We start from the raw sequence: 26,483 nt of genomic DNA on the forward strand, positions 1-26,483 counted from the left end.
ACCCTCCGCACGATCGGCGCCTCAATAGTGGCGTACCGGCGGGTCGGGAACCGTGGACATTTCCCGCGTGTTGGCCATCTTTGGCGACCTTCGGGGGTGTCGCCGGACACACGAGGGCCGCACGCCGACTCTGGGTGATCGGCGAGCGACCCTGCGCAGTGGATCTCGTGGGGTTCGGAGACCTCAGCCCAGACGGTGGACGGCCTCGGCGAAGAGACGGCCTCGTTCGGGGTAGTTCGTGAACATGTCCATGGAGGCCGCGGCGGGGGCGAGCAGGACGGTGTCCCCCTCGCCCGCCAGGGCGGTGGCCTCGGCGACCACGACGTCCATGACGGTGTGCCCCTCCGGGGCGTCGGCGGCCGGCCCCTCGACCTCGACCACCGTCACCTCGGGCGCGTACTCGTCGAGCGCCTCGCGGATACGGGCCCGGTCGGCGCCGATCAGCACCGCGCCGCGCAGCCGGTGGGCCGCCGAGGAGACCAGGTCGTCGACCTCGGCGCCCTTGAGCAGTCCACCCGCCACCCACACCACGGAGGGGTAGGAGTTGAGCGAGGCCGCGGCGGCGTGCGGATTGGTGGCCTTGGAGTCGTCGACGTAGTCCACGCCCGCGACCCGGGCCACGTGGGCGATCCGGTGGGGCTCGGGGACGAAGGCGACCAGCCCGGCACGGACCGAGTCCGCCGCCACGCCGACCGAACGGGCCAGCGCCGCGGCGGCCAGGGCGTTGGAGACGTTGTGCGGGGCCGCCGGACGCACGTCGGCCAGGGTGGCCAGTTCCTCGGCGCTGCTGTGCGGCTCGTCCACGAAGGCCCGGTCCACCAACAGGTCCTCGACCACGCCGAGTTCACCGGCGCGGGGCGTGTCGGAGCGGATCCCCACCAGCGGGGTGTGCGGGTCGCCCTCCTCCTCGGCCAGCCGGACCGACCACGCGTCGGCCGTGTTGACCACGCGCAGGGTCCCTCGCGCGAACACCCTGCCCTTGGCCCGCGCGTAGGGTTCGAGCCCTCCGTGCCAGTCCAGGTGGTCGGGGGCCACGTTGAGGACGGTGGCGGCGTGCGGGCGCAGGGACTCGGACCAGTGCAGTTGGAAGCTGGACAGCTCCACCGCGAGGATGTCGTGCACGTGCCCTTCGGCGTCGGGCAGGACGGCGTCCACGATCGGGGTGCCGACGTTGCCCACGGCGAGCGCGTCACGGCCGTCGGCGCGCAGGATCGACTCCAGCATGCGCACCGTGGTGGTCTTGCCGTTGGTGCCGGTGATGGCCAGCCACACCTGGTCGGCGGGCTTGAGACGCCAGGCCAGCTCCACGTCGCCGATGACCTCGACACCGGCCTCGGCGGCCCGTTCCGCCAGCGGGGAGTCGGGGCGCCATCCGGGGGAGATGACGACCAGGTCGCAGCCCTCGGGCAGCGGGGTCTCGCCCAGGACGACCCGGGCTCCGGCCTCGGTCAGCTCGGCGGCGACGCGACGGGTGGTCTCGTCGTCCCGGCCGTCGACGACGACCACCCGGGCCCCCCGGGCCAGGAGTGCCCTGGCGACGGGGGGTCCGGAGACGCCCAGACCGGCGACGCAGACCAACGCGTCCGCGAAGGGATTCTCGTCCCCGACGGAGGCCGGGGACGGGGTGGTGTCGGAAGGTCCTTGGTGCGGCATGCCTCTAGCTTGGCATCCATTCCAGGTAGAAGAGTCCGATCGCCACCGCCACGAACAGGCCCTGGATGATCCAGAACCGGATCACGATGGTGGTCTCCGCCCATCCCTTGAGCTCGAAGTGATGCTGAAGGGGCGCCATGCGGAACACACGTTTCCCGGTGAGGCGGAACGACGTGATCTGGATCATCACCGACATGGTGATGATGACGAACAGGCCACCGATGAGCAGCAGCAGGAGCTGGGTGCGGGTGGTGATGGCCAGACCCACGATCAGACCGCCCAGGGCCAGCGAACCGGTGTCGCCCATGAAGATCTTGGCCGGCGGGGCGTTGAACCACAGGAAACCGATGCAGGAGCCGAGCACGGCGGAGGCCACCACGGCCAGGTCCAAGGGGTCGCGGACCGTGTAGCAGCTGGAGGTGAGGGCCTCCACGCAGGACTGACGGAGCTGCCAGTTACCGATGATGACGTAGGCGCACAGCGACAGGATCGTCGCACCGGTGGCCAGACCGTCCAGACCGTCGGTGAGGTTGACCGCGTTGGAGAAGCCGACGATGAGGAAGAGCGCCCAGATCACGAAGACGCCGATCATCAGCGGCGGCCCGAAGTCCCGGAGGAAGGACAGCTGGGGCGCGGCGGGGGTGTAGCCGTACCCGTTGGGGAACTGGGTGACCCCGTAGGCGAAGCCGACACCGACGATGGCCTGGCCGACCATCTTCGCGCCACTGCGCAGACCCAGGCTGCGGCGCTTGTAGATCTTGATGAAGTCGTCAAGGAAGCCGACGGCGCCCATACCGACGAACAGGAACATCACCAGCAGGCCGGAGACCGTGGGGGTGGTCCACAGGGCCAGGTGCGATCCGAAGTAGCCGATGACGGCACCGAGGATGATGACGATGCCGCCCATGGTGGGCGTGCCCTGCTTGGTCTTGTGGCCCTCGGGTCCGTCGTCCCGGACCTCCTGGCCGAACTTGAACCGGTACAGGAGCTTGATGAGCGGCGGCATCAGCAGCATGGAGACGATCAGAGAGAGCGCCGCCGCAACGGTGATGCCGATCACTGGTCATCACCCTTGGTGATGAGGTCGATAACCCTTTCGAGCGCAGCCACGCGCGATCCCTTCACAATGACGACGTCTCCTGTGCGCATCCGTTGGCGCACCGCTTCGGCTGCCGCCTCGGCGTCGGGCACTCGGATGCTCTCACCGCTCCACCGCCCCTGGTGGGCGGCGCGTTCGGCGCCGACGGCGATGCCCTCGGCCGCCGGGCCGACCACGACGAGGTGGGCCACACCGGTCTCGGCGGCCAGTTCACCCACCTTCTCGTGTTCGGCGTCCCCGTCCTCACCGAGCTCGGCCATGTGGGCGAGCACGGCGATGGCGCGGCGGTCCCGGGCCAAGGAGCCCAGGGTGGTCAGCGCCGCCCGCATCGACTCGGGGTTGGCGTTGTAGGCGTCGTTGACGAGGGTGACACCGTGATGTTCGGTGACCTCCATCCGCCAACGGCTGACAGGGGTGGCCGCGGCCAGGGCGACGGCGATGTCCTCGATGTCCATACCGAGCTCGTCGGCGACGGCGGCCGCGGCCAGGGCGTTGCTCACCTGGTGGGCGCCGACCAGCCCCAGCTCGACCCGGGCCCGACGGCCGCTCAGGTTCAGAGTGAAGGACGGGGCGCCGTTCGCCTCGATGACCACGTCGGTGGCGCGCACCTCGGCCTCCTCGGCGGTGCCGTAGAGCACCACACGCGCCCGAGTGCGCGAGGCCATGGCCCGCACGCGCGGGTCGTCGGCGTTGAGGACGGCCACGCCGCCCTCGCCGCGCCGTTCGGTACCGGCCGGGAGGGACTCGACGAGCTCCCCCTTGGCCTGGGAGATGGCGTCGCGGTCGCCGAACTCGCCCATGTGCGCGCTGCCCACGTTGAGGACCACGCCGATCCGGGGCGGAGCGATCCGGCACAGGTGGGCGATGTGGCCGATGCCACGGGCGGCGACCTCCAGGACCAGGTTGCCGGTCCCGGTGTCGGCGCGCAGCACGGTGAGCGGGTGGCCGATCTCGTTGTTGAAGGATCCCGCCGGGGCCACGGTCGGGCCCAGGCGACCCACCACCTGGGCGATGAGGTCCTTGGTGGTGGTCTTGCCGGAGGAGCCGGTGACCCCCACGATCTCGGTCGTGGCCGCTTCGCGCTTCGGATCCCCGAGTTCACGGGCCACGTACGAGGCCAGACGGCTCAGTGCCGTCACCACCTCGTCGTCTCCACCGTCCACCAGCAGGTGAGGGGCGTCGACCGGCCGTGAGGCCAGGACCGCGACCGCTCCGTCCGCCACGGCGGCGGCGGCGAAGTCGTGTCCGTCGACCCTCTCGCCCTTCAGAGCGACGAAGAGCGCTCCGGGCTCCACCTGCCGCGAATCGATGACGACGGGGCCGTCGACGACGGCTTCGGGGCGCGCTGATCCGCCGATGGCGGTTTGGGTGATCTCAGCGATCCGATCGAGCGTGAGCGCGATCAAATCCACTCCTCATGTCAGGCCCGGCCCACGGCGCCCCAGGGGCATCGGCCACCCGGCCTCGGGTTCGAGTCAGGGGATGGCACCGCGGATACCGTGCGCGCGGGGCCGCGCCGGGCCACGGCGAACCGGCCGGTGCCGGGCCGTGGGCGCCACGTGGGCGGCGCTTCGGGCTGCGATTGCCGGACCTACCTTAGAACATGTTGGGGCGTTCGGAGTCCCGGCGGGGCCCTGCGCGGAGCAATATGCTCCACTTCGTGATCGGGAGCGGACGTTCGGCTCTCGATCCGCGCACGTCGCACGGCGTGGCGCCGCCGGGACGCGATCATCGACCGCGTCCCGGCGAAGGGAAGGCATCGATTCGGCGCCCTCCCCGGTGTGTCGTGGGCTCAGCCCGGGTCAGGGGCCCGGTGCACGTTCTGGAGCGCACTGCCCAGACGTTCGCTGGCCCGACTGCGCAGAGCGTCCTCGATGGCGTTGAGCAGGACCTCGCGGTCGTCGAAGGGCAGCATCTCGCCCTTGACGTACTGGCCGGTCTCGTGGCCCTTGCCCGCAACGACGATCACATCGCCCGGCCCGGTCCTGGCCACGCCCAGGCCGATGGCCTCGGCCCGGTCGAGTTCCACGGTGACGTGGGCACGGTGGTTCTCGGGGACCTTGGCGACCCCTTCGAGCATCGCGGCCGCGATGGAGACGGGGTCCTCGCTCCGAGGGTTGTCGTTGGTGATGATCACCTGGTCGGCCAGGCGCGCCGCGGCCTCGCCCATGAGCGGGCGTTTGGCCCGGTCACGGTCGCCACCACAGCCGACCACCATGGTGATCCGCCCCTTGGTGGTGGCGCGCAGCGAGTCGAGTACCGCCTCGATCGCCCCGGGCTTGTGCGAGTAGTCGACCAGGGCGGTGAAGTCCTGTTCCGACGCCGCGCTCCGGGCCGCCACCGGCTCCATCCGCCCGGGGACCCCGGGGGCGGCCGCCACACCGGCGATGGCGGTCTCCATGGGAAGACCGGCCTCCACCAGACCGACGATGGCCGCCATGGCGTTGGAGACGTTGAAGGGGCCGGGCAGGGCCACCGAGGCCTCCGCCTCCATTCCGCCGGGGCCGACCACGCGGAAGGAGCTTCCGGTGTCCCCCAGACGGACGTCGACGGCGTTCCAGTCGGCCTCCATCCCGTTCTCGGGGCCCGCGTCCGATCCGCCCTCCACCGCGAAGGTGGTGACGGGGATGTCCCCGCGCCCCGCGACCATGTCCACCAGGGCCCGACCGAAGCGGTCGTCGGTGTTGACCACCGCGATGTCGCAGTACTCGGGCGTGAACAGGCGCGCCTTGGTGTCGAAGTAGTCGCGCAGGTCCGAGTGGAAGTCCAGGTGGTCCTGGGACAGGTTGGTGAAGATCGCCACGTCGTAGCGGGCTCCGCCGACCCGGCCCAGGGCCAGGGCGTGGCTGGAGACCTCCATGGCGGCGGCGGTGATCCCGCGTTCGGCCATGACCGCGAACAGGCCGTGCAGGTCGGTGGCCTCGGGAGTGGTCAGGGAGGAGGCGACCCGTTCGTCGCCCACCCTCATCTCCACGGTGCCCACCAGGCCGGTGCTCATACCGGCCTTGCGCAGACCGGACTCGATCAGGTAGCTGATCGTGGTCTTGCCACTGGTCCCGGTGGTACCGACCAGGAGCAGGTCCTGGGCGGGGTCGCCGTAGACCCAGGAGGCGACCGGGCCGAGCACGGCCCGCACGTCGGGCACCACGATCACCGGCAGGCCGGTGGCGGCGGCGCTCTCGGCGCCCTCCGCGTCGGTGAGGATCGCGGAGGCCTCGGCGTCGGCCGCCTGTCGGGAGAACTCGGCGCCGTGGACACGGGTACCGGGCAGGGCGGCGTACAGGTCGCCCTGTCGGACGCGCCGGGAGTCATGGGTGATACCGCGGACATGGACCTCCCGTGGGGGCATGTCCGCCGGGCGTTCCGGATCGGTGTCCGGTCGCAGCAGGGTGGCGTCCGAGCCGAGCGTGGTGACGAGGTCGGACAGTGGACGGAGACTGGTGTGTTCAGGTCGCATTACCGGTGGCACGAGTGGAGGTTAACGGGTGCGGAGGACCGGTCGGTAATTTCCACACCGGTACCGTCGGCGTTTCCCGCCTCGGGGCCCGTTCCAGGTCGTCCCGGGTATCGAAGAGGAGGGGGTCCGGTATGGATCGGGGTTCGATGGTGACGGAGGGGCCCGGCCGCCCGGAGCGGCCGTTGGTCGTGGACGGGGGCCTGGCGACCCGACTGGAGGCCTACGGGCGTGACCTGGGTGGAGGTCTCTGGTCGGCGCGGCTGCTGGCCGAGGAACCGGAGCTGATAGCGCGGGTCCATCGCGACTACTTCGAGGCGGGCGCCGACGTGGCGATCGCCGCCGGATACCAGGCGAGCGTGGCGGGGTTCGTCTCCCTCGGATACTCGCGAAGGAGGGCCCTGGAGTCCATCGCCCGGTCGGTGGAGCTGGCGGTCGGGGAACGGGACGCCTTCGGGTCGGGGCTGGTGGCGGCCGGGGTCGGACCCTACGGTGCCGCCCGGGCCGACGGGTCGGAGTACACCGGCGACTACGACCTGGACGAGGAGGGGCTCTACCGCTGGCATAGGGAGCGCTGGAACGTACTGACCGATGCCGGGGCCGACCTGGTGGCCTGTGAGACCCTGCCCTCCCTGGCCGAGGCCAGGGCTCTGGCCCGGCTGACGCTGGAGACCCCGGGCGCGCGGGTGTGGTTCTCCTTCTCCTGTTCCGATGGGGAGCGGATCTCCGATGGGACACCGTTGCGCGAGGTGGCGGCGGAGTTGGCGCCGCTGCGCGAGAGCGGACGCCTCGTGGCGGTGGGGGTGAACTGCGTCCCGCCCCGGCACGTGCCCTCCCTGGTCCGCGCGGTCGCCTCGGCGGGGCTGCCCGCCGTGGCCTACCCCAACTCGGGCGAGGGGTGGGACGCCGCGCGCGGTGTGTGGACCGGTTCCGGGGAGAGCGAGCGCTTCGGTGAGGCCGCCGTCTCGTGGTGCCGGGAGGGGGCGGTCCTGGTGGGCGGCTGCTGCCGTACCGGGCCGGAACACGTGCGCGCCGTACGCGAGGCCCTGGAGGACGCGGGGCTCCGCTGAGCGACCGGAGCTCGCACGGCGGCGGCCCCTCCCCCGATCTCCGGGAGAGGGGCCGCCGTCCCTCATAGGCTCCGAGGCCCCGACTCAGCCCTCCTCGTTCTCGAACAGGCGGATCGCCGGAGGCTCCTCGTCCGTCGGCGGCACCTTGAAGGTCTTGAGGGCGAAGGACATGATGTCGTTGAACACCGGACCCGCCGCCTCGCCTCCGTAGTAAGTGCCCTGAGGGTCGTGCAAGACCACCTGGACCACCAGTTCGGGGTCGTCCGCCGGAGCGAAACCGGCGAAGGTCGCGGTGTACCCGCCCTCGTCGTAGCGGCCCGTCTCGGGGTCGATCCGGTTGGCGGTACCGGTCTTGCCCGCCACCCGGTACCCGTCGATACGGGCCTGGGGCGCGGTGCCCTCGTCCCCGGTGACCGCCTCCAGCATCAACTGGAGCTGTTCGGCGGTCTCCTCGCTGATCACCCGGTTCCGTTCGGGCTCCTCCGACGGGGTGAACTCCCCGTCGGGGGCGACGGTGCCCGCGATGAGGCGGGGTTCGACGCGCACACCACCGTTGGCGATGGTCGCGTAGACCGACGCCATCTGGGCGGCGTTCACGGACAGGCCGTGCCCGATGGACACCGAGGGAAGCTGGGTACCCCACCAGTCGTCGGGGTCGGTGAGGACCCCGGCCTCCTCGCCCGGCAGGGACAGTCCGGTGGGCTGCCCCAGCCCGAAGTCGGTCATGTACCGGTGCAGGACGTTCGCGCCCACCTGGTCGGCGATCTTGATCGTGCCCACGTTGCTGGACTGGGCCATGATGCCGTTGACGGTCAGACGCTGGGTGCCGTTGTTGGTGGAGTTGCGGAAGGTCTGGTCGTAGTACTGGAGCGCGTAGGGGACGGTGTAGACCGTCTCCGGGGTGGTCTTGCCCTCCTCCAGGGCCGCCGCCATGGTGATCACCTTGTTGGTGCTGCCCGGCTCGAAGGTGGCGGCCACCGCTCCGTTGGCCCACTCCTCGGCACCGCTGGAGGCGATGTCGTTCTGGGAGTAGGACGGGTAGTCGGCCATCGCCAGGATCTCGCCCTCCTTGTTGGAGACGACGACGCTGCCGCCCTGGGCGTCCAGCTCCTCGACCCGGTCCGCCAGGGCCTGGTAGGCGTACCACTGGAGATCGCGGTCCAGGGTCAGGCGCACGTCCTGGCCGGCCTCGGGTTCACGGACCAGCCCGCCCGCCATCGGGATCTGGGTGCCGTCCTGGGCCACCTCGACCTGACGTTTCCCGGCCTCGCCGGCGAGGGTGTCGTCCAGGTAGCCCTCCAGGCCCTCCAGCCCGTACCCCTCCGAGCCCACGAAACCCACCAGGTCGGCGGCTCCGGTCTCCTCGGGGTAGACACGCTGGTAGTCGACCTCGGCCCCCAGGCCGGAGAGCCCCTCCGAGCGCAGGTCCTGCCAGTCCGTCGGCGAGACCTTCCGCGCCACCACCTGGTAGCGGCTGGGCTTGGCGTCCACCTTCTCGGTGACGTCCTCCTCGTCGAGGTCGAAGCGGGTGACCAGTTCGTCGATGAGCCGATCCCGCTCGCCCTCCTCGACCTCCTCGGGGTCGACGAAGACGTTGCGGACCTCCACCGACAGGGCGAAGGGGTTGCCCTCCGCGTCGGTGATCCGCCCGCGCAGCGTGGGGATGTCGATGGTCTGCATACGCAGGTTGGCGGCGGCCTCGGCGTAGGTGTCGGCGTTGATCCCCTGGATCTGGGTGAGGCGCCCGGCGAAGAGCACCAGGATCACGACGATGATGATCCCGCCGACCTTGATCCGTTTGCGCGGATCCCCCTGCCGAAAGGTCCGCCGCAACAGAGGCGGGGGCGGTGGGGGCGTCGAGCCCCCGCGTCGGGTCGGGCGTTCCCCGCCCCGACGCACCTGACGCGCCGAACCGCCGCCCCCCGCGGCGGAACGCGGGCGCGCGCCGCCCGAGGGACGGCGCGACTGTCGCTGTGGGCCCTTGCTCGGCCGGGACCCGGAGCGACCGGTCGCTCCGGGCCTGCGCGGGTCACGAGGGCGTCGGTCCCGAGGCGTGCTCAATCATCGCTCCCAGCGTCCCCGGTGATCTCACCGTTGTCCAGATCCAGGAAGAGCGGGGCGTCGCCCGGCTCCATCCCCATCCTCTCGGCCTCCTCGGCGATGCGCTCCGAGGTCTCCAAGTGGGCGACGGACTCCTCCAGCTCCTGTTCCACGTACGACATCTCGCGGTTCTCCGACTGGAGGCTGGTGATCGTGTAGGCCTCCTGCGCCACGACGCTGCGCAACAGCAGGAGGCTGACCAGGGCTCCGGCCAACAGGCACAGGATGAGCAGCACGAAGGGGATCTTCGGTGCCCGCCCCGGGGCCGCCGGTCGCGCGCTCCGGGTCCCGGCCGCGGGGGCCTTGGTCCGCACGGGACGGGTCGGGGCGGCCGGACGGCCGGCGGCCCCGGTACGCCCTTTCCCGGTCCCTCGCCCCTTCGTGGTGCGGCGTGTGTCCGTCTTCGTACCCATGTGCTCTCCCTACTGCCGCGACGGCCTGCGCACGCGTTCGGCCGCCCTGAGCCGGGCGGACTGCGCGCGCGGGTTGCGTTCGTTCTCTTCCTCCGTGGGGAGTTCCGCTCCCCGGGTGAGGAGTCGGAGTTCCGGTCGACGGTCCGGGAGGGGGACCGGGAGGTCGGCGGGTGTGGTGTCGGTGGCCAGGGCCGCGAAGGCCCGCTTGGTCATCCGGTCCTCCAGGGAGTGGTAGGACAGCACCGCGATGCGTCCCCCCACCGCCAGCCTCGACAGGGCCGCGGGGAAGGTCTCCTGGAGGATCGACAGTTCGGCGTTGACCTCGATGCGCAGCCCCTGGAAGGTGCGCTTGGCCGGGTGCCCTCCGGTACGACGGGTGGCGGCGGGGATGGCCTCCCGGACGAGTTCGGCGAGTTCCCGGGTGGACTCGATCCGCCTCTGGGCCCGGCGGCGTTCGATGGCCCGGGCCACACGCGGCGCGAAGCGCTCTTCGCCGTAGGTGCGCAGGACCCGGATGAGCTCGCCGACGGGGTAGTCGTTGACGATCCGTTCCGCGGTGAGTTCCTGGCCCTGGTCCATGCGCATGTCCAAAGGCGCGTCGTGGGCGTAGGCGAAACCCCGCTCGGCCTCGTCCAGCTGAGGGGAGGAGACCCCCAGGTCGAGCAGGACGGCGTCGGCCTCGGCGAAGCCGGCCTCGTCCAGGGCCCGGGGGATCTCCGAGTAGATCGCGTGCGCGAAGTGGGTGCGGTCGGCGTAGGGGGCCAGGCGCTCGGCGCTGCGTTCCAGCGCGGTCGTGTCCCTGTCGACGCCGACCAGGCGCGCCTCGGGGCAGGCCCTGAGCAGCGCCTCGGAGTGTCCGCCGAGCCCGAGCGTGCCGTCGACCAGCACCGCTCCGGGCCGTTCGAGCGCCGGAGCGAGCAGTTCGATGATGCGGTCGCGCATCACCGGTACGTGCAGAGCGTCGTCCCCGGCCTCGGCGGGCGCCCGGCCCGCCTGGTCGTGGGCGGTGATGTCGTCGTGGTCTGGCCGGTCGTCCCCGTCGGGCCGATCCTGCTGCCGGGTGTCCCCCATGCGGTGCTGTTCCTCCACGCTGTCGCGGTCTCCCCCTGAGTCCGTGACGACGCCCCGGGGGCGTGCCACGGTGTCCTTCGCGTGGCCCGGCCGGTGATCGCCGGTGGGCCTCCGGACACGGCCGCCATTGTCCACCTTTTCGGCGGGTTCACGCTCACGACCTGGCGCCGGGGAAGTCGCGCCAGCTCGTGCGGCCGTCTCCGGAGACCGCTACCGGTCCCGGCACCGCATGGTCCGCGTGTCGTGGGAGCGAACGGCCGGGGCCGCCTCGCTCACGACATCCCGGGCAGCACCTCCTCTGAGAGTCGGGCGAACACCTGCTCCTGTTCGGCCTCGTACTCCGCCCACGCGTGGGCGTCCCAGATCTCCAGGCGCGTGTCGGCCCCGATGACGACGCACTCGCGTTCCAGACCCGCGTAGTCGCGCAGCTTCGGGGGGATGGTGACCCGGCCCTGCTTGTCGCAGGCCTGGTCCGACGCGCCGGAGAAGAGCATTCGACCGTAGTCGCGAACCGCCTTGGCGGTGACCGGCGCCGAACGCAGGGATCGGGTGAGATGGACGAAGCCGTCCGTGGGAAAGACGTAGAGGCAGCGCTCCTGGCCCTTCGTGATCACCACACCCCCCGACAGTTCGTCGCGGTACTTCGCGGGAAGGAACAATCGTCCCTTCTGGTCGAGGCGAGGTGTGTGGGTGCCGAGGAACACGCTCTCACCCCCTCACCCCCCATGTGGAGAATTCACCCTCTCCACGCCGCTCCACCTTACTCCACTCCTCCCCACCGTCAACAGCTCCAATCGGTGTCGATCCCCCGAATGATCGACAAATACGCAGGTGGAAGCGGCGCGTGCCGGGCAGGGCGGCCGTGCCCCCTCGCGCGCGTCGGGGGCACCGCCGCGGGGCCGCCCCACCCGGGGTTCCGGGTCCCTCTCTCCCCCGGCGCCTCCGCCCCGCCCGTCCCTCTTGGGAGCCCTTCGACCGTTTTTCCGCGTCCATCCCGCTTTTTCACACCACCCCCGCACCGATGATCGGGATAATGATTCGGGACCAATGGCCACTTCCGTTCTCCGGCTCCGCACGAGACCACCGATTCCGGCACTTTGGTTTGCAATCGGTCCGATTGGGCCTAGCCTCGGATCGATACACCTGGACATAGGGAGCGGGAGGGGTCTGGTGTCACTCGACACACGGCACGACGAGCACGAGGGCGGACTCCGGGAGGACCTGGGAGCCGTCTCCGCCGTCGCCGACCGCATCCGTGAGGCCATCGAGACGGTCATCGAGGGCAAACCCGACGTGCTCCGGGTCCTGTTGACCGTCCTGCTCGCCGAAGGGCATCTCCTCATCGAGGACGTGCCGGGTGTGGGCAAGACCATGCTGGCCAAGGCCCTGGGCCGGGCCGTGGACTGCTCGGTCCAACGCGTCCAGTTCACCCCGGACCTGCTGCCCGGCGACATCACCGGGGTCAGCGTCTACCACCAGGATCGCAACGAGTTCGAGTTCGCCCCGGGCCCGGTGTTCGCCAACATCGTGCTCGGCGACGAGATCAACCGCGCCTCGCCCAAGACCCAGTCCGCCCTTCTGGAGTGCATGGCCGAACGCCAGGTCAGCGTGGACGGCAGGACCCACGAGCTGGAACGCCCGTTCATGGTCGTGGCCACCCAGAACCCCTCCGACATGGAGGGCACCTACTCCCTCCCCGAGGCGCAACGAGACCGTTTCATGGCCAGGATCTCGGTCGGCTATCCCTCCCCCCAGGCCGAACTCGACATGATCGACAGCCATGGATCCCGGTCCCCCCTGGAGAACCTCTCCCCCGTCACCGACGCCGCCCGGATCCGGGATCTGGTCGAACGGGTGCGCCACGTCCACGTGGCCCCGGGCATGCGCCGCTACGTCGTCGACCTGGTCAACGCCACCCGGACCTCGCCCGAACTGAGGCTGGGCGCCTCGCCCCGCGCCACCCTGCATCTGGTGCGGGCCGCCCGTGCCCACGCCGCGCTGAACGGTCGCCACTACGTCGTCCCCGACGACGTGCAGACCCTCGCCGTGCCGGTCCTCGCCCACCGGTTGCTCCCCGGCCCCGAGGCCCGGATGGAGCGTCTCACCGCCGAGCAGATCGTGGCCGAGATCGTCTCCCGTCTGGCCGTCCCCGGCCCCCGCTGACCGCCCCCTCGCCTCCGTCCTCCCGCCCTCCCGAACCCCGATCGACCTTCCGAGAGACCGCTCATGCGTCCGCACCGCACCCTCACCGCCCGCGGCGGCCTGATGGCGACCTTCGGGACGATCGCCCTCGTCGTCGGCCTGGTCGTCGGTCAACGCGAGATCGTCGGCGTCGGTCTCCTGCTGCTCCTGCTCCCGCCGATCGGCGCCCTGACCCTCATCGGGGCCCTGGGGCGTGTCACGCACAGCCGGGACCTGCGGCCCCGCCGGGTCGCGGCGGGCTCCGACTCCCGTGTCCTGATCCGGATCGGGAACTCCTCCCTCGCCTGGCCCGTGGGCCGGATACGGATCGAGGACACCGTCCCCGCCCTCCTGGGCCACGAGCCCCGCTACACGCTGGGGCACCTGGGCCCGCGCGCCGTCCGGGACATCACCTATCTCGTGCGCCCGGCCGTACGGGGCCGTTATCCCGTCGGGCCGCTGCGGATCACCGTGCTCGACCCCCTGGGCTGTGTGCGGGCGACCCGCGACCTGGGCGCCCCCTCCTCACTGCTCGTCACCCCGCGCTTCGTCCCTCTGGGCTCTCCCGGAACCTCCGACGGCTCCCACGGCGAGGACGCCCCACGACGTTCGGTGACCGGGGTCGGCGAACAGGATCCGATCCCCCGCGCCTACCGGCACGGTGACGAGCTGCGCCGCGTGCACTGGCGCTCCACCGCCAAACACGGCGAGTTGATGGTGCGCCGCGAGGAGCAGCACCACCGAGAACACGACGTCCTCGTACTGGACACCCGTGACCACGCCCACCTGGGCGAGGACGAGGACGATTCCCTGGAGACCGCCGTGAGCGCGGCCGCCTCGATCGTCCTGCACCTGATGGAGCGTGGGCACCGGCTGCGTCTGCACACCGAACGGGGACGGCTGGGCACCGAGAACCCCTCCGAGGTGCTGGAGGAGCTGGCCGTGGTCGAGGCCTCCGAGGCCACCTCCCTGGCCGAGGCCGTCGTGGGACCGGGCGGGGCCCACGGTCCCTCGATCGGACTGTTCGTGGCGGTCCTGGGCGCCCTGAGCGCCGAGGACGTCTCCTCCCTGATCACCGTGGACGACTCGGCGACCCGTGTGGCGGTGCTGTGCTCCGGAGCCGACTGGCCCGACCCCGAGGCCCCGACCCGGGTCGCGGGCCTGCTCTCCGAACACGGATGGCGGGTGCTGTCCATCGACCACCCGACCGAACTCCCCGCGCTGTGGCACCGGGCACTGTCCACCGAGGACGGATGGGCCCCGACCGCCACCGCCTCCCGAACCCCCTGGGAAGGTCCGCGTTGAGAGCGTTGATGTCCCTGGCCGTCCTGGTCACGATGCTGGCGTCGCTGCCGTTGTTCGGCGGTCTGATCAACGGCGGTACGTGGTGGATCCAGGCCGCCGTGTTCATGGCCGTCGTCGCGCTCGTCTCCGCCGTCTACCGGTGGTACGTGAACGACTCGGTGGCCGTGCCCTTCCTCCAACTGTTCGCCGTGGTCCTGCTGTACACGCCGATGTACGCCCCGGGGACCGCCGCCCTGGGTGTCCTGCCCACGCTGGAGACCCTGAGGCGGACCGTCGACCTGATCGAACAGGGCCTGGGCACCATCGCCTCCGGTTCACCGCCCGTGTCCCCCACCGAGGGGCTGACCCTGATCGTCGCCCTGCTGTTCGTGGTGTTCGCCATGACGGCGGACTTCCTGGCGGTGACGGCGCGCTGCCCCGGCATGGTGGGCGGTCTCCTGCTGACCCTGCTGTCGGTGCCCCTGTTCGTGGACGACGCCGGCCTCCCCTGGGTCCCGACCGCGATCTGCGCCGTCGGTTTCCTGACCCTGCTGGCCCTGGACACATGGGTCCGCAATCGGGAGTGGGGCGCCCTGATCCCCTCGGCCGGCGGCCCCGTCTCCCGGGTGAGCGGGGTCGTCGGCGGTACGGGCGTCGTGGCCGCCGTCGTGGTCCTGGCCCTGGTGCCCGCGCTGCTGCTCCCGCTGACGATGTCCTCGCTGCGCACCGACGCGTTCCATGCCCTCGTCGGCGACCGACGGCTCGGCGGCGCGAGCGACACCGTGACCACCACGCATCCGTTGGTGTCCCTGCGCCGCGATCTGGCCGCCACCTCCGACCGGACCGTGCTGACCTACCGCACGGACGACGAGGACCCCGAGTACCTGCGCACCTTCGTCCTGGACGGGTTCGACGGCGAGAACTGGACGATGACCCCGGTACGCACCGGGCGCGACAACGCCCTCGACGACCCTCTGCCGCGGCCCCCGGGCCGGGAGTGGGGACCGAACGAGGAGGTCGTGACCACACGGATCACACCGGCCTCGGGGACCCCGTCCATGGACTTCCTGCCTCTGCCCTACCCCTCCGTGTCGGTGGAGGTCGACGGCGATTGGTACGTGGATCCGGCCACCCTGATGGTCTTCACCACCGACACCCCGGTGGAAGGGGAGGAGTTCGTGGTGCTCTCGGCCCGTAACCGGCCGGGGGCCGAGGCCCTCTCCTCCGCGGGGCCTCCCGGCACGTCGTTGGACGACCATCTCGCCCTGCCCGGCGGCTTGGACGGCCGGGTGGGGGAACTGACCGCCTCCCTCGTCGAAGGCGCCGGGTCCGACTACGAGAAGGCCCTCACCCTCCAGGACTTCTTCACCGACGGCTCCTTCACCTACGATCTGGCCCCTCCCCCGGTGCCCACCGGCTCCGATCCCCTCGCCCACTTCCTCTTCGACGACCGGACCGGCTACTGCGAGCAGTACGCCGGGGCGATGGCGGTCATGGCCCGCCAGGCGGGGATCCCCTCCCGTGTCGCCGTGGGGTACACGGCCGGCAGCCCCGACGGCGGCAATCGTTGGACCGTGTCCGCACGCGACGCGCACGCCTGGCCCGAGCTGTACTTCGAGGGTTCGGGCTGGGTGCGCTTCGAACCCACTCCGGCCGCTCCCGAAGACGGCCAGGGCACCGCCTCCCGACCGGACTACTCCTCGGAAGGGGACTCGGCCGACGAGGAGGCCTCCCCCTCCCCTTCGTCCGACCCCGAGGAGAGCGCCTCCCCGGAGGCGACCCCGTCCTCCCCCGAGACGGACGGCGCGACCGCCAGCGGCTCGGACGGCACGGAACGGGACGACGCCTCCGGCACGTCGGGGTCCACGCCACCGGCCTGGCTGCCCGCGGTCGGTGTCGCTCTGGCCGCCCTGTTCCTACTCTGCGCCCCGCTGCTGTCACGAGCGCTGATCCGCCGTTCCCGGCGGGCCTCGGTCGGTTCCGGAGGGGTCTCCTCCGCGCACTCGGCCTGGCGCGAGGTGCGCGACACCTGCCTGGATCTGGGGACCGCCTGGAACCTGGAGGAGAGCCCGCGCGCGACCGCACGACGGTTGGGGGCCTCCCTTCCGGAACCCTCCGAGCCCGCCCGTGCCGCGTTGTGGCGGCTGGCCCTGGCAGAGGAGACCGCCCGTTACGCGCCCGAACCGCACACCGTACAGAGCTCGGGCGTCGACCTGGACACGGTCGTCACGGCGTTGACCGCCACCGTTCCACCCGGCCGACGGTGGCGCGCCCTCTTGATCCCGCTCTCGCTCCTGCCTCGGCGGCGGTCGGGGCCGGGGGACGAGCCGGCCCCCGCGCCTCTCTGAGCCGGGTCGCCCGCCGGCTCCACCGAGCGGACACGGCGGGCCCCGGCCCGCGAGGTCATCGGCCCCTCACGAAGAGAAAGACGGTGGGGCCCGTAGGCGACCACCTATGGTCGTCCACGGACCCCACCGTCAGGCATGTCCCGGTGCAGGAAGCGTTTCACCGGAGAGGCGGGGCGTACCCCGCCCGCCCGGTCAACGTCCGTCGCCCTCCTGACGACGACGCCAACGCTCCTCGAAACGGTTCATCATCCCGGAGCGTTTGTCGCCCCTGCGCCTCTTGGGCGCGGCCTCCTCGGTGGCCATCTCGGCTCCGCCACCCGACGACTTGCGCCAGGCGTTGGCCCCCATCAGGAAGGAGGCCAGCATGATGACGAAACCGAGGACGCTGATCGTCACCGGCAGCACCATGGACGTGTCCGGGTTGCTCAGCAGCAGACCCAGGAGCAGCAGCACGATACCGACGACGAAACCGATTCCGGCCCTGATGATCCAGCGCTTGTAATGCACCGAGGGGTTCGTCTGCCGAACGGTGTTGGCGAACTTCGGGTCCTCGGCATACAGCGCCTGCTCGATCTGGTCGAGCATGCGCTGCTCGTGTTCAGAGAGCGGCACGGCGCCTCCCTACGGCAGTCCCCGGTTGGGGTGACGGGTACTGGTGAACGGTCTCTTGATCAGTGGTATGCCCAGAATACGGTGCGCTAGCGCCTGGTGGAAAGAAAAGCTGCGTCTGTATCGGGCCCACCACGGCCACGATACCCCCGCCCTGTAGAGGAAACACCGGCTTCCATGCCTCTCTTCTTACCTGCTTCCGGTTCTCCCCTGAGAACGCTCGGGGGTCACCGAAAGTTGCCGCATCATACGTCGTTTTCATCACTCTTGGCCAATATGGCCGACTGTATCGCGCCTGGCCCGAAACGAGCCGTTACGCGGTCCATAACCCGTTCAACGTCCCGCCAACCCGTGTCCTCCTCCCCCAGGGTCATCTGACGGGGGGTCAGCTCCGCCGGAGAGACCCCCTCCACACGTACGCCCACCAGGCGCAGCGGCGTGCCCCTGAGCCCCGAGGACGCATGGAGCTCACGGGCCACGAGACTGATCTCGTGAGCCACGTCCGTGCTCTCCGTGAGGGTTCTGGACCTGGTGATCGTGGAGAAGTCGGCCCTCCGCAGCTTCACGCTCACCGTGCGTCCCACCTGCCCCGTGGCACGCAATCTGTGCGCCACCTTCCCGGACAGGCGCAGCAACTCACGATCGACCAGATCCGGGTCGTCCACGTCCACGGAGAAGGTCTCCTCGGCCCCGACGCTCTTGTCCGGAGCGTCGGTGACCACCGGGCTGGGATCGTGTCCCCGTGAGAGCTCGGCCAGCCGCACACCGGCCTTCTCCCCCAACTCCATGCGCAGCAATTCGACGTCGGCCCGGGCCAGGGCACCGACCGTGCGCAGCCCCAGACGCGCCAGACGTTCCTCGGTCCGATCCCCCACCCCGGGCAGGGCGCCGACCGGCAACGGATCCAGGAACCTCTGGACCGTCGCCGTGGGGACCACCAGGAGACCGTCGGGCTTGCAATGGGTGGAACCGAGTTTGGCCACCAGACGTGTGGCGGCCACGCCCACCGAACAGGTGAGTCCCTGCTCGGCGCGGACCCGCTCACGAATGGTCGCGGCGATGCGCGCCGGACCGCCGGCCACACGTCGGGCACCGGACACGTCGAGGAAGGCCTCGTCCAGGGACAGAGGTTGAACCAGCGGTGTGAACGATCGCAGAATGTCCATGACCGCCTCGGAGACACGGCGGTAGCGCGCCCCGTCGGGCGGATAGACCAGGGCGTCCGGGCACAGACGCAGGGCCCGGCTCATCGGCATGGCCGAATGCACCCCGTGGCGGCGGGCCGCGTAGTCGGCGGAGGAGACCACGCCGCGCGGCCCCGTACCGCCCACGATCACCGGACGATCGCGGGCCTCGGGCCTGCGCAACCGTTCGACGCCGGCGAAGAACGCGTCCATGTCCAGGTGCAGGACGTCGCAGTCGAAGTCCGGACCGGAGCCGTCCACGGGAAAACCCGCGCCCAGCGGGACGATGCCGTCAGAGGTGACCACACCCCGCAGAGCGGCCCCGCGTTCCAGCTGACGTCGGCTCATGTCGCCAGATTACGTCCTGCCCCGTGCCGTCCGCCCCCGCCCCCTGCCCCGGTCAGCCGCGGTGGGCGATGACGTGCAGCTGGGTGGCGATGCCGATGAGCTCGGGATGCCCGGCCGCGGCCTTCTCCAGCTCCAGCAGGTGCTGCCCGGCCTGGGCGTCGCCCTCCCAGGCGTGCCCGGGGATGACGTCGGTGAAGACCCGCACCCCGCGGACGCTCTCCCCGGTCAGGCCGGCCGCGCCGACCAGTTCCAGCAGGCCCTGCCGGGTGAACCGGCGCGGCATGGGGTCGGCCTCGCCCCAACGACCGTCGGGATCGGACAGCAGACGGTGGGCGTCGGCGACGTGCCCGGCCAGGGCGCGGTGCAGGGCCCCGGCGACCGCGTTGGTCGCCAGCAGGCTGACCGCGCCCCCGGGCCGGGTGACGCCGACGACGTCGGCCAGCGCCGCCGCCGGGTCCTCGACGTACTCCAGGACGTTGTGCACAAGCACCAGGTCGGCGCCCTCGGCCGGAACCAGGGAGGGCAGATCGCGGGTGTCGCCCTGGACCCCGCGCACCGTCACACCGCTCTCGGCGGCGCGACGTTCCAGGGCCGCCAGCGAGTCCGGGTTGGGTTCGACGACGGTCACCCGATGGCCGAGCTCGGCGAGCGGGACGGCGGCACCGCCGGTGCCCCCGCCCGCGTCGACGATCTCCAGGGGAGCGCCCTCGGACAGGTCGGGCAGCAGACGGGCCAGGGCGTCCCACACCACCGCGGTTCTGGCGGCACCGGCCGCACGCGCCGGGCCGGTCGTACCGCTCACGCCGAGACCACCGATGGCGGTCGCGGGCGTGCCGCTCCTGTCAGTCACCTGGTTCCCTCAATCAGCTAGTAACCCCGACACCCGACCCCGGAGGGCGGGCTCAGAGCGAGAGCGTCGACTTGTTCTCCAACAGCCTGGACAGGAGTCCGCTGATGAAGTTGGGCGACTCGTCGGTGGACAGCTCCTTGGCCACCCCGACGGCCTCGGCGATCGCCACCCCGTCGGGGATGTCCTCGGCCCACAGCAACTCGTAGGCGCCCATCCGGAGGATGTTGCGGTCCACGACCGGCATGCGCTCCAGGGTCCAACCGATGGCGTACTCGTCGAGGAGCTCGTCGATCCGCCCCCGCCGCTCGTCGACGGAGCGGGCGAGCCGCTCGGTGAACTCGTTGATCGGCGGTTCGGGCTGGGCCCTACGGCGCTTGATGACCTCTTCGATCGTGATGCCGCGGACCTCGGCCTCGTAGAGGACCTCGACCGCGCGCCGCCGGGCCTTGCGTCGTGCACCGCTCATCAGTTGACACGCCCGAGGTAGTCACCGGTGCGGGTGTCGACCTTGACGCGCTCGCCCTGGTTGATGAACAGGGGCACCTGGATGGTGGCACCGGTCTCGACGGTGGCGGGCTTGGTGCCGCCGGTGGAGCGGTCGCCCTGGACGCCCGGGTCGGTCTGGGTGATCTCCAGGTCGACGGCGGCGGGCATCTCGATGTAGAGCGGGTTGCCCTCGTTGGTGGCCACCGTGACCTTGGTGTTCTCCAGCAGGTAGCCCTTGGCGTCGCCGACGACGGTCTCGGAGACCGGGATCTGGTCGTAGGTCTGGGTGTCCATGAAGATGAAGGACTCGCCGTCGTGGTACAGGTACTCCATGTCGCGGCGGTCGACGTTGGCGAACTCGACCTTGGCGCCGGCGTTGAAGGTCTTGTCGACGATCTTGCCCGTGAGGACGTTCTTCAGCTTGGTACGGACGAACGCGCCGCCCTTGCCCGGCTTGACGTGCTGGAACTCCAGGACGTTCCAGAGAACGCCGTTGTCGAGTCGCAGGGTCGTGCCGTTCTTGATGTCGTTCGTCGTGGCCACTTAGGTCGTCTCTCCCAGGGGTTTGACACGTCGGAGACCGGACGGGGTGGTCCGGTCGGTGTTCGGTGGGACGAAGCGCGATCCGGGCCCCCGAGCGGCTGACGCGGCTCGGGGCGCGGACACTCCCCGCCCCTACGCATTCTAGTGGCTTCGCGGGCCCCGGAAACCGTCCGAGACGGCCCGGTAGGCCTCGTCCAGCAGCTCAGGGGCGGGTCCCGCCAGGATGGCGGGGCGTGCCGGGCCGTCCAGGACCACGAAACGCAGCGTGTTGCCACGGGCCTTCTTGTCGACGCTCATGGTGGAGCGCAGGTCGTCCCAGGAGTCGGCGGTGTAGGAGACGGGCAGCCCCACCGAGGCGAGCACGTCACGGTGGCGTCGGACCAGGTCGGCGTCGATACGCCCGTCGGCGTGGGCGAGTTCGGCGGCGAAGACCATGCCCACCGAGACCGCGTATCCGTGCCGGAAGGTGTAGTTCTCGGCCTTCTCGATGGCGTGCCCGAGGGTGTGCCCGTAGTTGAGGATCTCCCGGCGGCCGCTCTCGCGCAGGTCGCCGGAGACCACGTCGGCCTTGAAGCGGATGCCGCGTTCGATGAGTTCGCGGGTGTGCCGCCCCTCGGGGGTGGTGGCGCCCCCGGGGTCGTCCTCGATCAGTTCGCAGATGACCGGGTCGTCGACGAACCCGGCCTTGATGATCTCCGCGAGACCGCCGATGTAGTCGGCCTTGGGCACCGTGGCCAGGGTGGACAGGTCGCACAGGACCCCGGCCGGGGGGTGGAAGGCCCCCACCAGGTTCTTGCCCTCGGGGGTGTTGATACCGGTCTTGCCGCCCACGGCGGCGTCGACCATGCCCAGCAACGTGGTCGGCACCAGCACCGAACGCACCCCGCGCAGCCAGGTCGCGGCGACGAAGCCGGCCAGGTCGGTGGCGGCCCCGCCGCCCACGCCCACGACGGCATCGCTGCGGGTGAAGTTGAACGAGCCCAGACGCGACCACAGATCGGCGGCGACGGCGACGGTCTTGGCGGCCTCTCCGTCGGGCACCGGCATCGGGCGCACCGTGTACCCGCCGGCCGTCAGAGCCTCGGAGACCCGGGCCGCGATGTCCTCCAGCCCCTCCGGGTGGATGACCGCGACCTGGGCGGCGCCCTCGACCAGGGCGGGCAGCTCACCGAGGAGGTCCTCACCGACCAGCACGTCGTAGCGTCCGGCGGAGTCGCCCACTCCGATACGGGTCACGGTCACTTCTCGGCCTTTCCGGTGGGGAGGGATTCGACGATCGAGTCCACGATCTCCTCGGGGTGGTACTCCGTCGTGGGGACGGTCACCGAGGCCAGGGCCTCGTAGATCGGAAGCCGCTCGTTGAGGAGCTTGCGCAGTCGGGCGCGCGGGTTCCCGGCGAGCAGCGGGCGGGCCACGTCCATACCGACGCGCTTGGCGGCCTCGCCGAACTCGACCTGGAGGTAGACGACATGGTGGACGGCGAGGTCCTTACGGGTGTCCTCGTCGAGGATCGCGCCGCCCCCGACGGCGATGACCCCTTCCCAGGAGCGCAGACCCTCCGCGACGACCTCGCGCTCCAATGCCCGGAAGCCCTCCTCGCCGTCCTCGACGAAGATGTCGCCGATGGGCTTGCCCGCGCGCCTCTCGATCTCGGTGTCGGTGCACAGCAGGTCCGCCCCGAGCCGGCGGGCCAGTGCCTCTCCGACGGTGGATTTGCCCGAACCGGGCGAACCGATGAGCACCGCGATCGCTCTTGCCACGCTCTGCCTACCTATCGGGGTCCGTCCCCACGCGCGCGGGGACCGTTCCGGTCGTCTGTCGATGCGGGGTCCGGCGGCGATGGGCCCATGGCCTCGGGGAGGGCCGCCGGTCGCGCCCCTCCCTCTGTCTAGCAGACGGAGCGTCCCCACGCGTGCGAAGGGAAAAGGGGACGGCCCGCCCCCCGACGAGGGCGGGCCGTCGACTCTCTAGCGGATCGTCAGCGAGTCCAGGTAGCCCTGGAGGTTGCGGGCGGTCTCGGCGACCGAGTCGCCTCCGAACTTCTCGACCGCGGCCTCGGCGATGACCAGTGCCACCATCGCCTCGGCGACCACGCCCGCGGCGGGCACAGCGGTGACGTCGCTGCGCTGGTGGTGGGCCTGGGCCGGCTCACCGGTCCCGGTGTCGATGGTGTCCAGGGCGCGCGGCACCGTGGCGATCGGCTTCATCGCCGCGCGCACGCGCAGCGGGTCACCGGTGCTCATACCGCCCTCGACGCCCCCCGCGCGGTTGGTGCGCCGACGCACGCCGTCGGGCCCGGGCTCGATCTCGTCGTGTGCCTGGGAGCCCCGACGGGCCGCGGTGCGGAAGCCGTCGCCGACCTCGACGCCCTTGATCGCCTGGATGCCCATGAGGGCGCCGGCCAGACGCGCGTCCAGACGACGGTCCCAGTGCACGTGACTGCCCAGACCGGGAGGCAGGTTGTAGGCGAGTACCTCGACGACGCCGCCCAGGGTGTCCCCGGACTTCTTGGTGTCGTCGACCTCCTCGACCATGCGGGCGCTGGTCGCGGGGTCGAAGCAGCGCAGCGGGTCGGCGTCGACCGCGGCCAGGTCCTCGGGGCGCGGCTCGGGGGCGTCCTCGGGCACCGAGACCGGGCCCATGGACACGACGTGGCTGATGATCTCGATCCCCAGCGCCTGACGGCAGAAGCTCCGGGCGACCTCTCCGATGGCCACGCGCGCCGCGGTCTCCCGGGCGCTGGCCCGTTCGAGGATGGGGCGGGACTCGGTGTGCCCGTACTTCTGCATGCCCACGAGGTCGGCGTGGCCGGGTCGCGGACGGGTGAGCGGCGCGTTGCGCGCCACGCCCTCCAGTTCCTCGGCGGGGACCGGGTCGGGCGACATCACCTTCTCCCACTTGGGCCACTCGGTGTTCCCGACCTCGATCGCGACCGGTCCCCCCTGGGTACGGCCGTGGCGAATGCCTCCGATGACGGAGACCTGATCTTTCTCGAACTTCATCCGGGCGCCTCGACCGTACCCGGCGCGGCGGCGGAGCAGAGCGGCGGCGATGTCGTCAGAGGTGACGGACACACCGGCCGGAAGGCCCTCCAGAATCGCGACGAGTGCCGGTCCGTGGGACTCCCCCGCGGTCAGCCAACGCAACATGTGCACGATCCTCCCACGGATCGGGGGGCGGAGTGGAACCCGACCCCGGGTCAGGGCACCAGGGGCGCCCCCGTGAACACCGTGGCGAGGGTCGCGGCGATCATGAACGGGCCGAGCGGAAGGGGTTCGGATCGGGTGACCCTGCGCAGCAGCAGGAGCGCCAGACCGACCAGGGAGAAGGAGGCGAAGGCCCAGAGGACGCCGACCATCGCGCCGAGCGGGCCGGCGGCCCAACCCGCGTAGAGGCCGGTCAGGCCGGAGAGTTTGACGTCGCCGAAGCCGAGACCGCGGGGGTGGATCCGCCACAGGAACCAGTACAGGACGGCGACCAGGACGAGGCCGATGAGCGCGTGCGCGCCGCGTTCGAGGTCCGGACCCGCGGGCGGCAGGAGGACGGCGGCGGCCAGCAGCGCCCCCGCGACGGGGTAGGCGGGGCCCACGAGGGCGTCGGGCAGACGCATCACCCGCAGGTCGATGGCGCAGAGCGCGACGCCCAGGGCGATCAGCCAGAGGACGGCCGCCGCCCCGAACGGGGACCAGCCCGCCGGTTGGTGCGCCAGAAGTGGAACGGTCAGGGCGAAGAGCGCTCCCGTGACCACGACCGTCGGAAGGTGGGACGCGATCGGCCGCCCGCATCCCGGGCACCGTCCATCGCCGAGGATCCCGCGCTCCACCGGTACGGGCAGACCCCGGACGAAACGGAGCGCCGCACGACAGTGCGGGCAGCGCGGCGGCGCCGGTCCGGGATCCTCCCGAGGCCCCTCCACCGGCGATCTCGATCCTCGTTCGGGCGCGCCTTCCGGGTGCCCGGGCCCGGGTGTGGCACCGTCCTGACCCGGGGGGTTCTCGGGGCCGGCGTGCTCCGCCGGACGAGAGGACACGGCCACGTCCGCGTCGGCCGGGCCGAACAGGTGGACCAGGCGTCCGGTGCCGCGGCCGACGATCAGGCCGAGCGCGCCGAGGGCCGCGGCGGCCACGACCGACCAGAGCACCGGGGAGGCCATGAGGGCCGAGGGGGTGGACATGTTCGGAAACTACCGGCCCGGAAGGCTCGGCGACAGTGGCTCGCGCGACCTGTGGACAGAGCGGGGAGGGGCCGGCGGCCGCCTCCGGTCACTCTTCGTCGCGTTGGGCGCGCACCACGGCGCTCAGTTCGATCCCGCCGGGAAGGACGTGCCGGAGTTCGTCGGCCAGACGCTCGGCGACACGGCGCAGCGACTCGTCGTCGCGCTCCTCCAGCTCCAACCGGATACCGATGTCACAGCGTTCGGAGGCGTGGATGCGCACGCGTTCGATACCGAACTCGGCGTGGGTCACCCGATAGACCAGGGACAGGACCTGGGGGTCGTCCTTGGGTTCGGGGACGGTGCCGTGCTCGGCGAGCATGGTGAGGAAACGGCCCTGGACCGTGTACGGGACGGGGCCGGAGACGTCGAGGACCAGCGCGTCGGCGTTCTCCTCCAGGGTGGCCTGGCAGGCGTCCTTGGTGGTGAAGGGCACGGGGCGGGCGTCGGGTCTCCAACGTCGGACCGCGTCCACGGAGGTGAAGGCGAGCACGCCCCGGCGACCGTCCTTGCCGGTCATGATGGGGATCGCGACCTCGCTGTTCTTATCCTTGGTGAGGCCGCCCACCCCCTCCTCGGTCTCGGTGGCCACGGCCACGACGGGGATGAGCACGCGGGAGTCGCTGAGCGCGGACAGGACCTGGCGGTCGCCGACCTCGCCGGCGGCGTGGTCGCGCAGCCGGCTCTCGACTACCGGGTCGGCGCTGCCGTCGTCGTCTCGGAAGTTCTGGGCGCCGATGATGGATGGTCTGCTCACGGGGTCCGACTCTACCCGGGATGCGCCTATACGACGGGTACGCCTCTTCGACAGGACCATGTGACCTCTCCCCCTCCCGGGCCGCGGACGGCCGTTCCTCGGGGGCGATCGGCCGTGTGCCGTGTGCCCCCGCCACAGCTTCACAGGCGGGCGCGGCGCGGGGTCGCGTTTCCTCACGAAAGACGTGAAACGGTCGCGAAAGAGCCTCGAGGCCTCGGTTTCGACGGGCGGCGGAGACGTCTAGGGGCGTTCGGGTGCGCCACCGAGCGCGGCGACGATCTCCCGCAGCTGACCGACCTGTTCCCGGCTGAGCCGGTCGAAGACCAGCGAGCGGACCCGCGCGGCGTGCCCCGGGGCGGCCCGACGCAGGAGTCGGTCGCCCTGGTCGGTGAGGACCGCCCACAGGCCGCGCCGGTCGTCCGCGCAGCTCTCCCGGCGCACGTGGCCGTTGCGCTCCAGTCTGGCGATCTGGTGGGAGAGCCGACTCTTGGAGACGATGACACTGTCGGCGAGGGAGCGCATACGCATACGCCGATCGGGCGCCTCCGACAGATGGGCGAGGATGCCGTACTCGATGAGGGAGAGTCCGTCGCGGTCGCGGAGATCGTGTTCGAGCTCGTCGTAGATCCAGGAGTTCATCCGCAGGAATCCGCGCCAGACGCCCTGTTCGTCGGCGTCGAGCCAGGCCTTGTCCATGGGTGGATTCTAGCGGGAGGACCTTGCCGGACGCGGACCGAACACCTAAACTACTTCCCAGGAAGATATTTCTAAGGTAGCTTGTTCTTAGCAAGACAGCCGGCCCGGAGGCGGGCCGCGACAC

At 71.1% G+C, this 26,483-nt stretch carries 23 protein-coding genes; 4 read left to right on the plus strand and 19 right to left on the minus strand.

Annotated features, from left to right (window positions below; all coding sequences use genetic code 11):
• Nucleotides 1-183 precede the first annotated feature (183 nt).
• The 4 genes from murD to D451_RS0108370 form a co-directional block, all read right to left on the minus strand.
• On the minus strand, nucleotides 184-1,653 hold the full coding sequence (gene murD / locus D451_RS0108355) for a UDP-N-acetylmuramoyl-L-alanine--D-glutamate ligase (protein ID WP_014909759.1): 1,470 nt from the start codon (nucleotides 1,651-1,653) through the stop codon (nucleotides 184-186).
• A gap of 4 nt (nucleotides 1,654-1,657) precedes the next feature.
• A complete protein-coding gene (gene mraY / locus D451_RS0108360) occupies nucleotides 1,658-2,713 on the minus strand; it encodes a phospho-N-acetylmuramoyl-pentapeptide-transferase (protein WP_014911182.1) in 1,056 nt (351 codons plus the stop codon).
• A complete protein-coding gene (locus D451_RS0108365; protein ID WP_014910238.1) occupies nucleotides 2,710-4,158 on the minus strand; it encodes a UDP-N-acetylmuramoyl-tripeptide--D-alanyl-D-alanine ligase in 1,449 nt (482 codons plus the stop codon). The genes mraY and D451_RS0108365 overlap by 4 nt, the downstream gene beginning before the upstream one ends.
• Nucleotides 4,159-4,544: 386 nt before the next feature.
• Nucleotides 4,545-6,209 carry a UDP-N-acetylmuramoyl-L-alanyl-D-glutamate--2,6-diaminopimelate ligase gene (locus D451_RS0108370; RefSeq protein ID WP_017534087.1) on the minus strand — a complete coding sequence of 555 codons (1,665 nt, stop codon included), beginning with the start codon at nucleotides 6,207-6,209 and terminating at the stop codon, nucleotides 4,545-4,547.
• Between the two features lie 131 nt (nucleotides 6,210-6,340).
• Between D451_RS0108370 and mmuM the strand changes: the two genes are divergently transcribed.
• A complete protein-coding gene (mmuM, locus tag D451_RS0108375) occupies nucleotides 6,341-7,276 on the plus strand; it encodes a homocysteine S-methyltransferase (protein ID WP_014912446.1) in 936 nt (311 codons plus the stop codon).
• 84 nt (nucleotides 7,277-7,360) lie between these two features.
• Here the strand turns inward: mmuM and D451_RS0108380 are convergent, their stop codons facing one another.
• The 4 genes from D451_RS0108380 to mraZ all read right to left on the minus strand — a co-directional run bounded on the left by D451_RS0108380 (nucleotide 7,361) and on the right by mraZ (nucleotide 11,564).
• A complete protein-coding gene (locus D451_RS0108380) occupies nucleotides 7,361-9,337 on the minus strand; it encodes a peptidoglycan D,D-transpeptidase FtsI family protein (RefSeq protein ID WP_026124922.1) in 1,977 nt (658 codons plus the stop codon).
• Entirely contained in the window at nucleotides 9,334-9,789 is a 456-nt protein-coding gene (locus D451_RS0108385) for a hypothetical protein (RefSeq protein ID WP_017534089.1), read from the minus strand. Before D451_RS0108385 ends, D451_RS0108380 begins: the two co-directional genes overlap by 4 nt.
• 9 nt (nucleotides 9,790-9,798) lie before the next feature.
• Nucleotides 9,799-10,860, minus strand: coding sequence for a 16S rRNA (cytosine(1402)-N(4))-methyltransferase RsmH (gene rsmH / locus D451_RS0108390; protein WP_017534090.1), 1,062 nt, complete (start codon nucleotides 10,858-10,860; stop codon nucleotides 9,799-9,801).
• A 272-nt stretch (nucleotides 10,861-11,132) separates the two neighbouring features.
• On the minus strand, nucleotides 11,133-11,564 hold the full coding sequence (gene mraZ / locus D451_RS0108395) for a division/cell wall cluster transcriptional repressor MraZ (protein WP_014911491.1): 432 nt from the start codon (nucleotides 11,562-11,564) through the stop codon (nucleotides 11,133-11,135).
• 466 nt (nucleotides 11,565-12,030) lie between these two features.
• Between mraZ and D451_RS0108400 the strand changes: the two genes are divergently transcribed.
• From D451_RS0108400 to D451_RS0108410, 3 genes are all read left to right on the plus strand, one after another.
• Nucleotides 12,031-13,023 carry an AAA family ATPase gene (locus D451_RS0108400; RefSeq protein ID WP_017534091.1) on the plus strand — a complete coding sequence of 331 codons (993 nt, stop codon included), beginning with the start codon at nucleotides 12,031-12,033 and terminating at the stop codon, nucleotides 13,021-13,023.
• A 63-nt stretch (nucleotides 13,024-13,086) separates the two neighbouring features.
• Nucleotides 13,087-14,346 carry a DUF58 domain-containing protein gene (locus tag D451_RS0108405; protein WP_017534092.1) on the plus strand — a complete coding sequence of 420 codons (1,260 nt, stop codon included), beginning with the start codon at nucleotides 13,087-13,089 and terminating at the stop codon, nucleotides 14,344-14,346.
• A gap of 8 nt (nucleotides 14,347-14,354) precedes the next feature.
• Complete coding sequence (locus tag D451_RS0108410; protein ID WP_036567921.1) at nucleotides 14,355-16,673, plus strand: transglutaminaseTgpA domain-containing protein; 2,319 nt, start codon at nucleotides 14,355-14,357, stop codon at nucleotides 16,671-16,673.
• 192 nt (nucleotides 16,674-16,865) lie between these two features.
• Here the strand turns inward: D451_RS0108410 and D451_RS0108415 are convergent, their stop codons facing one another.
• From D451_RS0108415 to D451_RS0108465, 11 genes are all read right to left on the minus strand, one after another.
• Nucleotides 16,866-17,285 carry a DUF3040 domain-containing protein gene (locus tag D451_RS0108415; RefSeq protein ID WP_014913501.1) on the minus strand — a complete coding sequence of 140 codons (420 nt, stop codon included), beginning with the start codon at nucleotides 17,283-17,285 and terminating at the stop codon, nucleotides 16,866-16,868.
• 242 nt (nucleotides 17,286-17,527) lie between these two features.
• On the minus strand, nucleotides 17,528-18,814 hold the full coding sequence (dinB, locus tag D451_RS0108420) for a DNA polymerase IV (protein ID WP_014908944.1): 1,287 nt from the start codon (nucleotides 18,812-18,814) through the stop codon (nucleotides 17,528-17,530).
• A 52-nt stretch (nucleotides 18,815-18,866) separates the two neighbouring features.
• Nucleotides 18,867-19,664: a methyltransferase domain-containing protein gene (locus tag D451_RS0108425; protein WP_017534094.1), complete on the minus strand. Its 798-nt coding sequence runs from the start codon at nucleotides 19,662-19,664 to the stop codon at nucleotides 18,867-18,869.
• A 52-nt stretch (nucleotides 19,665-19,716) separates the two neighbouring features.
• Nucleotides 19,717-20,130 carry a transcription antitermination factor NusB gene (nusB, locus tag D451_RS0108430; protein WP_017534095.1) on the minus strand — a complete coding sequence of 138 codons (414 nt, stop codon included), beginning with the start codon at nucleotides 20,128-20,130 and terminating at the stop codon, nucleotides 19,717-19,719.
• A complete protein-coding gene (gene efp / locus D451_RS0108435; protein ID WP_017534096.1) occupies nucleotides 20,130-20,693 on the minus strand; it encodes an elongation factor P in 564 nt (187 codons plus the stop codon). The genes nusB and efp overlap by 1 nt, the downstream gene beginning before the upstream one ends.
• A 141-nt stretch (nucleotides 20,694-20,834) precedes the next feature.
• A complete protein-coding gene (gene aroB / locus D451_RS0108440) occupies nucleotides 20,835-21,935 on the minus strand; it encodes a 3-dehydroquinate synthase (protein ID WP_017534097.1) in 1,101 nt (366 codons plus the stop codon).
• On the minus strand, nucleotides 21,932-22,435 hold the full coding sequence (locus D451_RS0108445; RefSeq protein ID WP_017534098.1) for a shikimate kinase: 504 nt from the start codon (nucleotides 22,433-22,435) through the stop codon (nucleotides 21,932-21,934). The genes aroB and D451_RS0108445 overlap by 4 nt, the downstream gene beginning before the upstream one ends.
• Before the next feature lie 225 nt (nucleotides 22,436-22,660).
• The gene (aroC, locus tag D451_RS0108450) at nucleotides 22,661-23,842 is read right to left on the minus strand and encodes a chorismate synthase (protein ID WP_017534099.1); all 1,182 of its coding nucleotides are present in this window, start codon (nucleotides 23,840-23,842) and stop codon (nucleotides 22,661-22,663) included.
• A 50-nt stretch (nucleotides 23,843-23,892) separates the two neighbouring features.
• Nucleotides 23,893-24,867, minus strand: a complete 975-nt coding sequence (locus tag D451_RS0108455) for a prepilin peptidase (protein WP_017534100.1) — start codon at nucleotides 24,865-24,867, stop codon at nucleotides 23,893-23,895.
• Nucleotides 24,868-24,955: 88 nt separating this feature from the next.
• Nucleotides 24,956-25,663 (minus strand): SseB family protein, encoded by a 708-nt coding sequence (locus D451_RS0108460; RefSeq protein WP_014912022.1) that lies wholly within the window; start codon nucleotides 25,661-25,663, stop codon nucleotides 24,956-24,958.
• Nucleotides 25,664-25,903: 240 nt separating this feature from the next.
• Nucleotides 25,904-26,359 carry a MarR family winged helix-turn-helix transcriptional regulator gene (locus tag D451_RS0108465; RefSeq protein ID WP_014910797.1) on the minus strand — a complete coding sequence of 152 codons (456 nt, stop codon included), beginning with the start codon at nucleotides 26,357-26,359 and terminating at the stop codon, nucleotides 25,904-25,906.
• Nucleotides 26,360-26,483 lie beyond the last annotated feature (124 nt).

This window comes from Nocardiopsis alba DSM 43377, from assembly GCF_000341225.1.
Lineage (GTDB): Bacteria > Actinomycetota > Actinomycetes > Streptosporangiales > Streptosporangiaceae > Nocardiopsis > Nocardiopsis alba.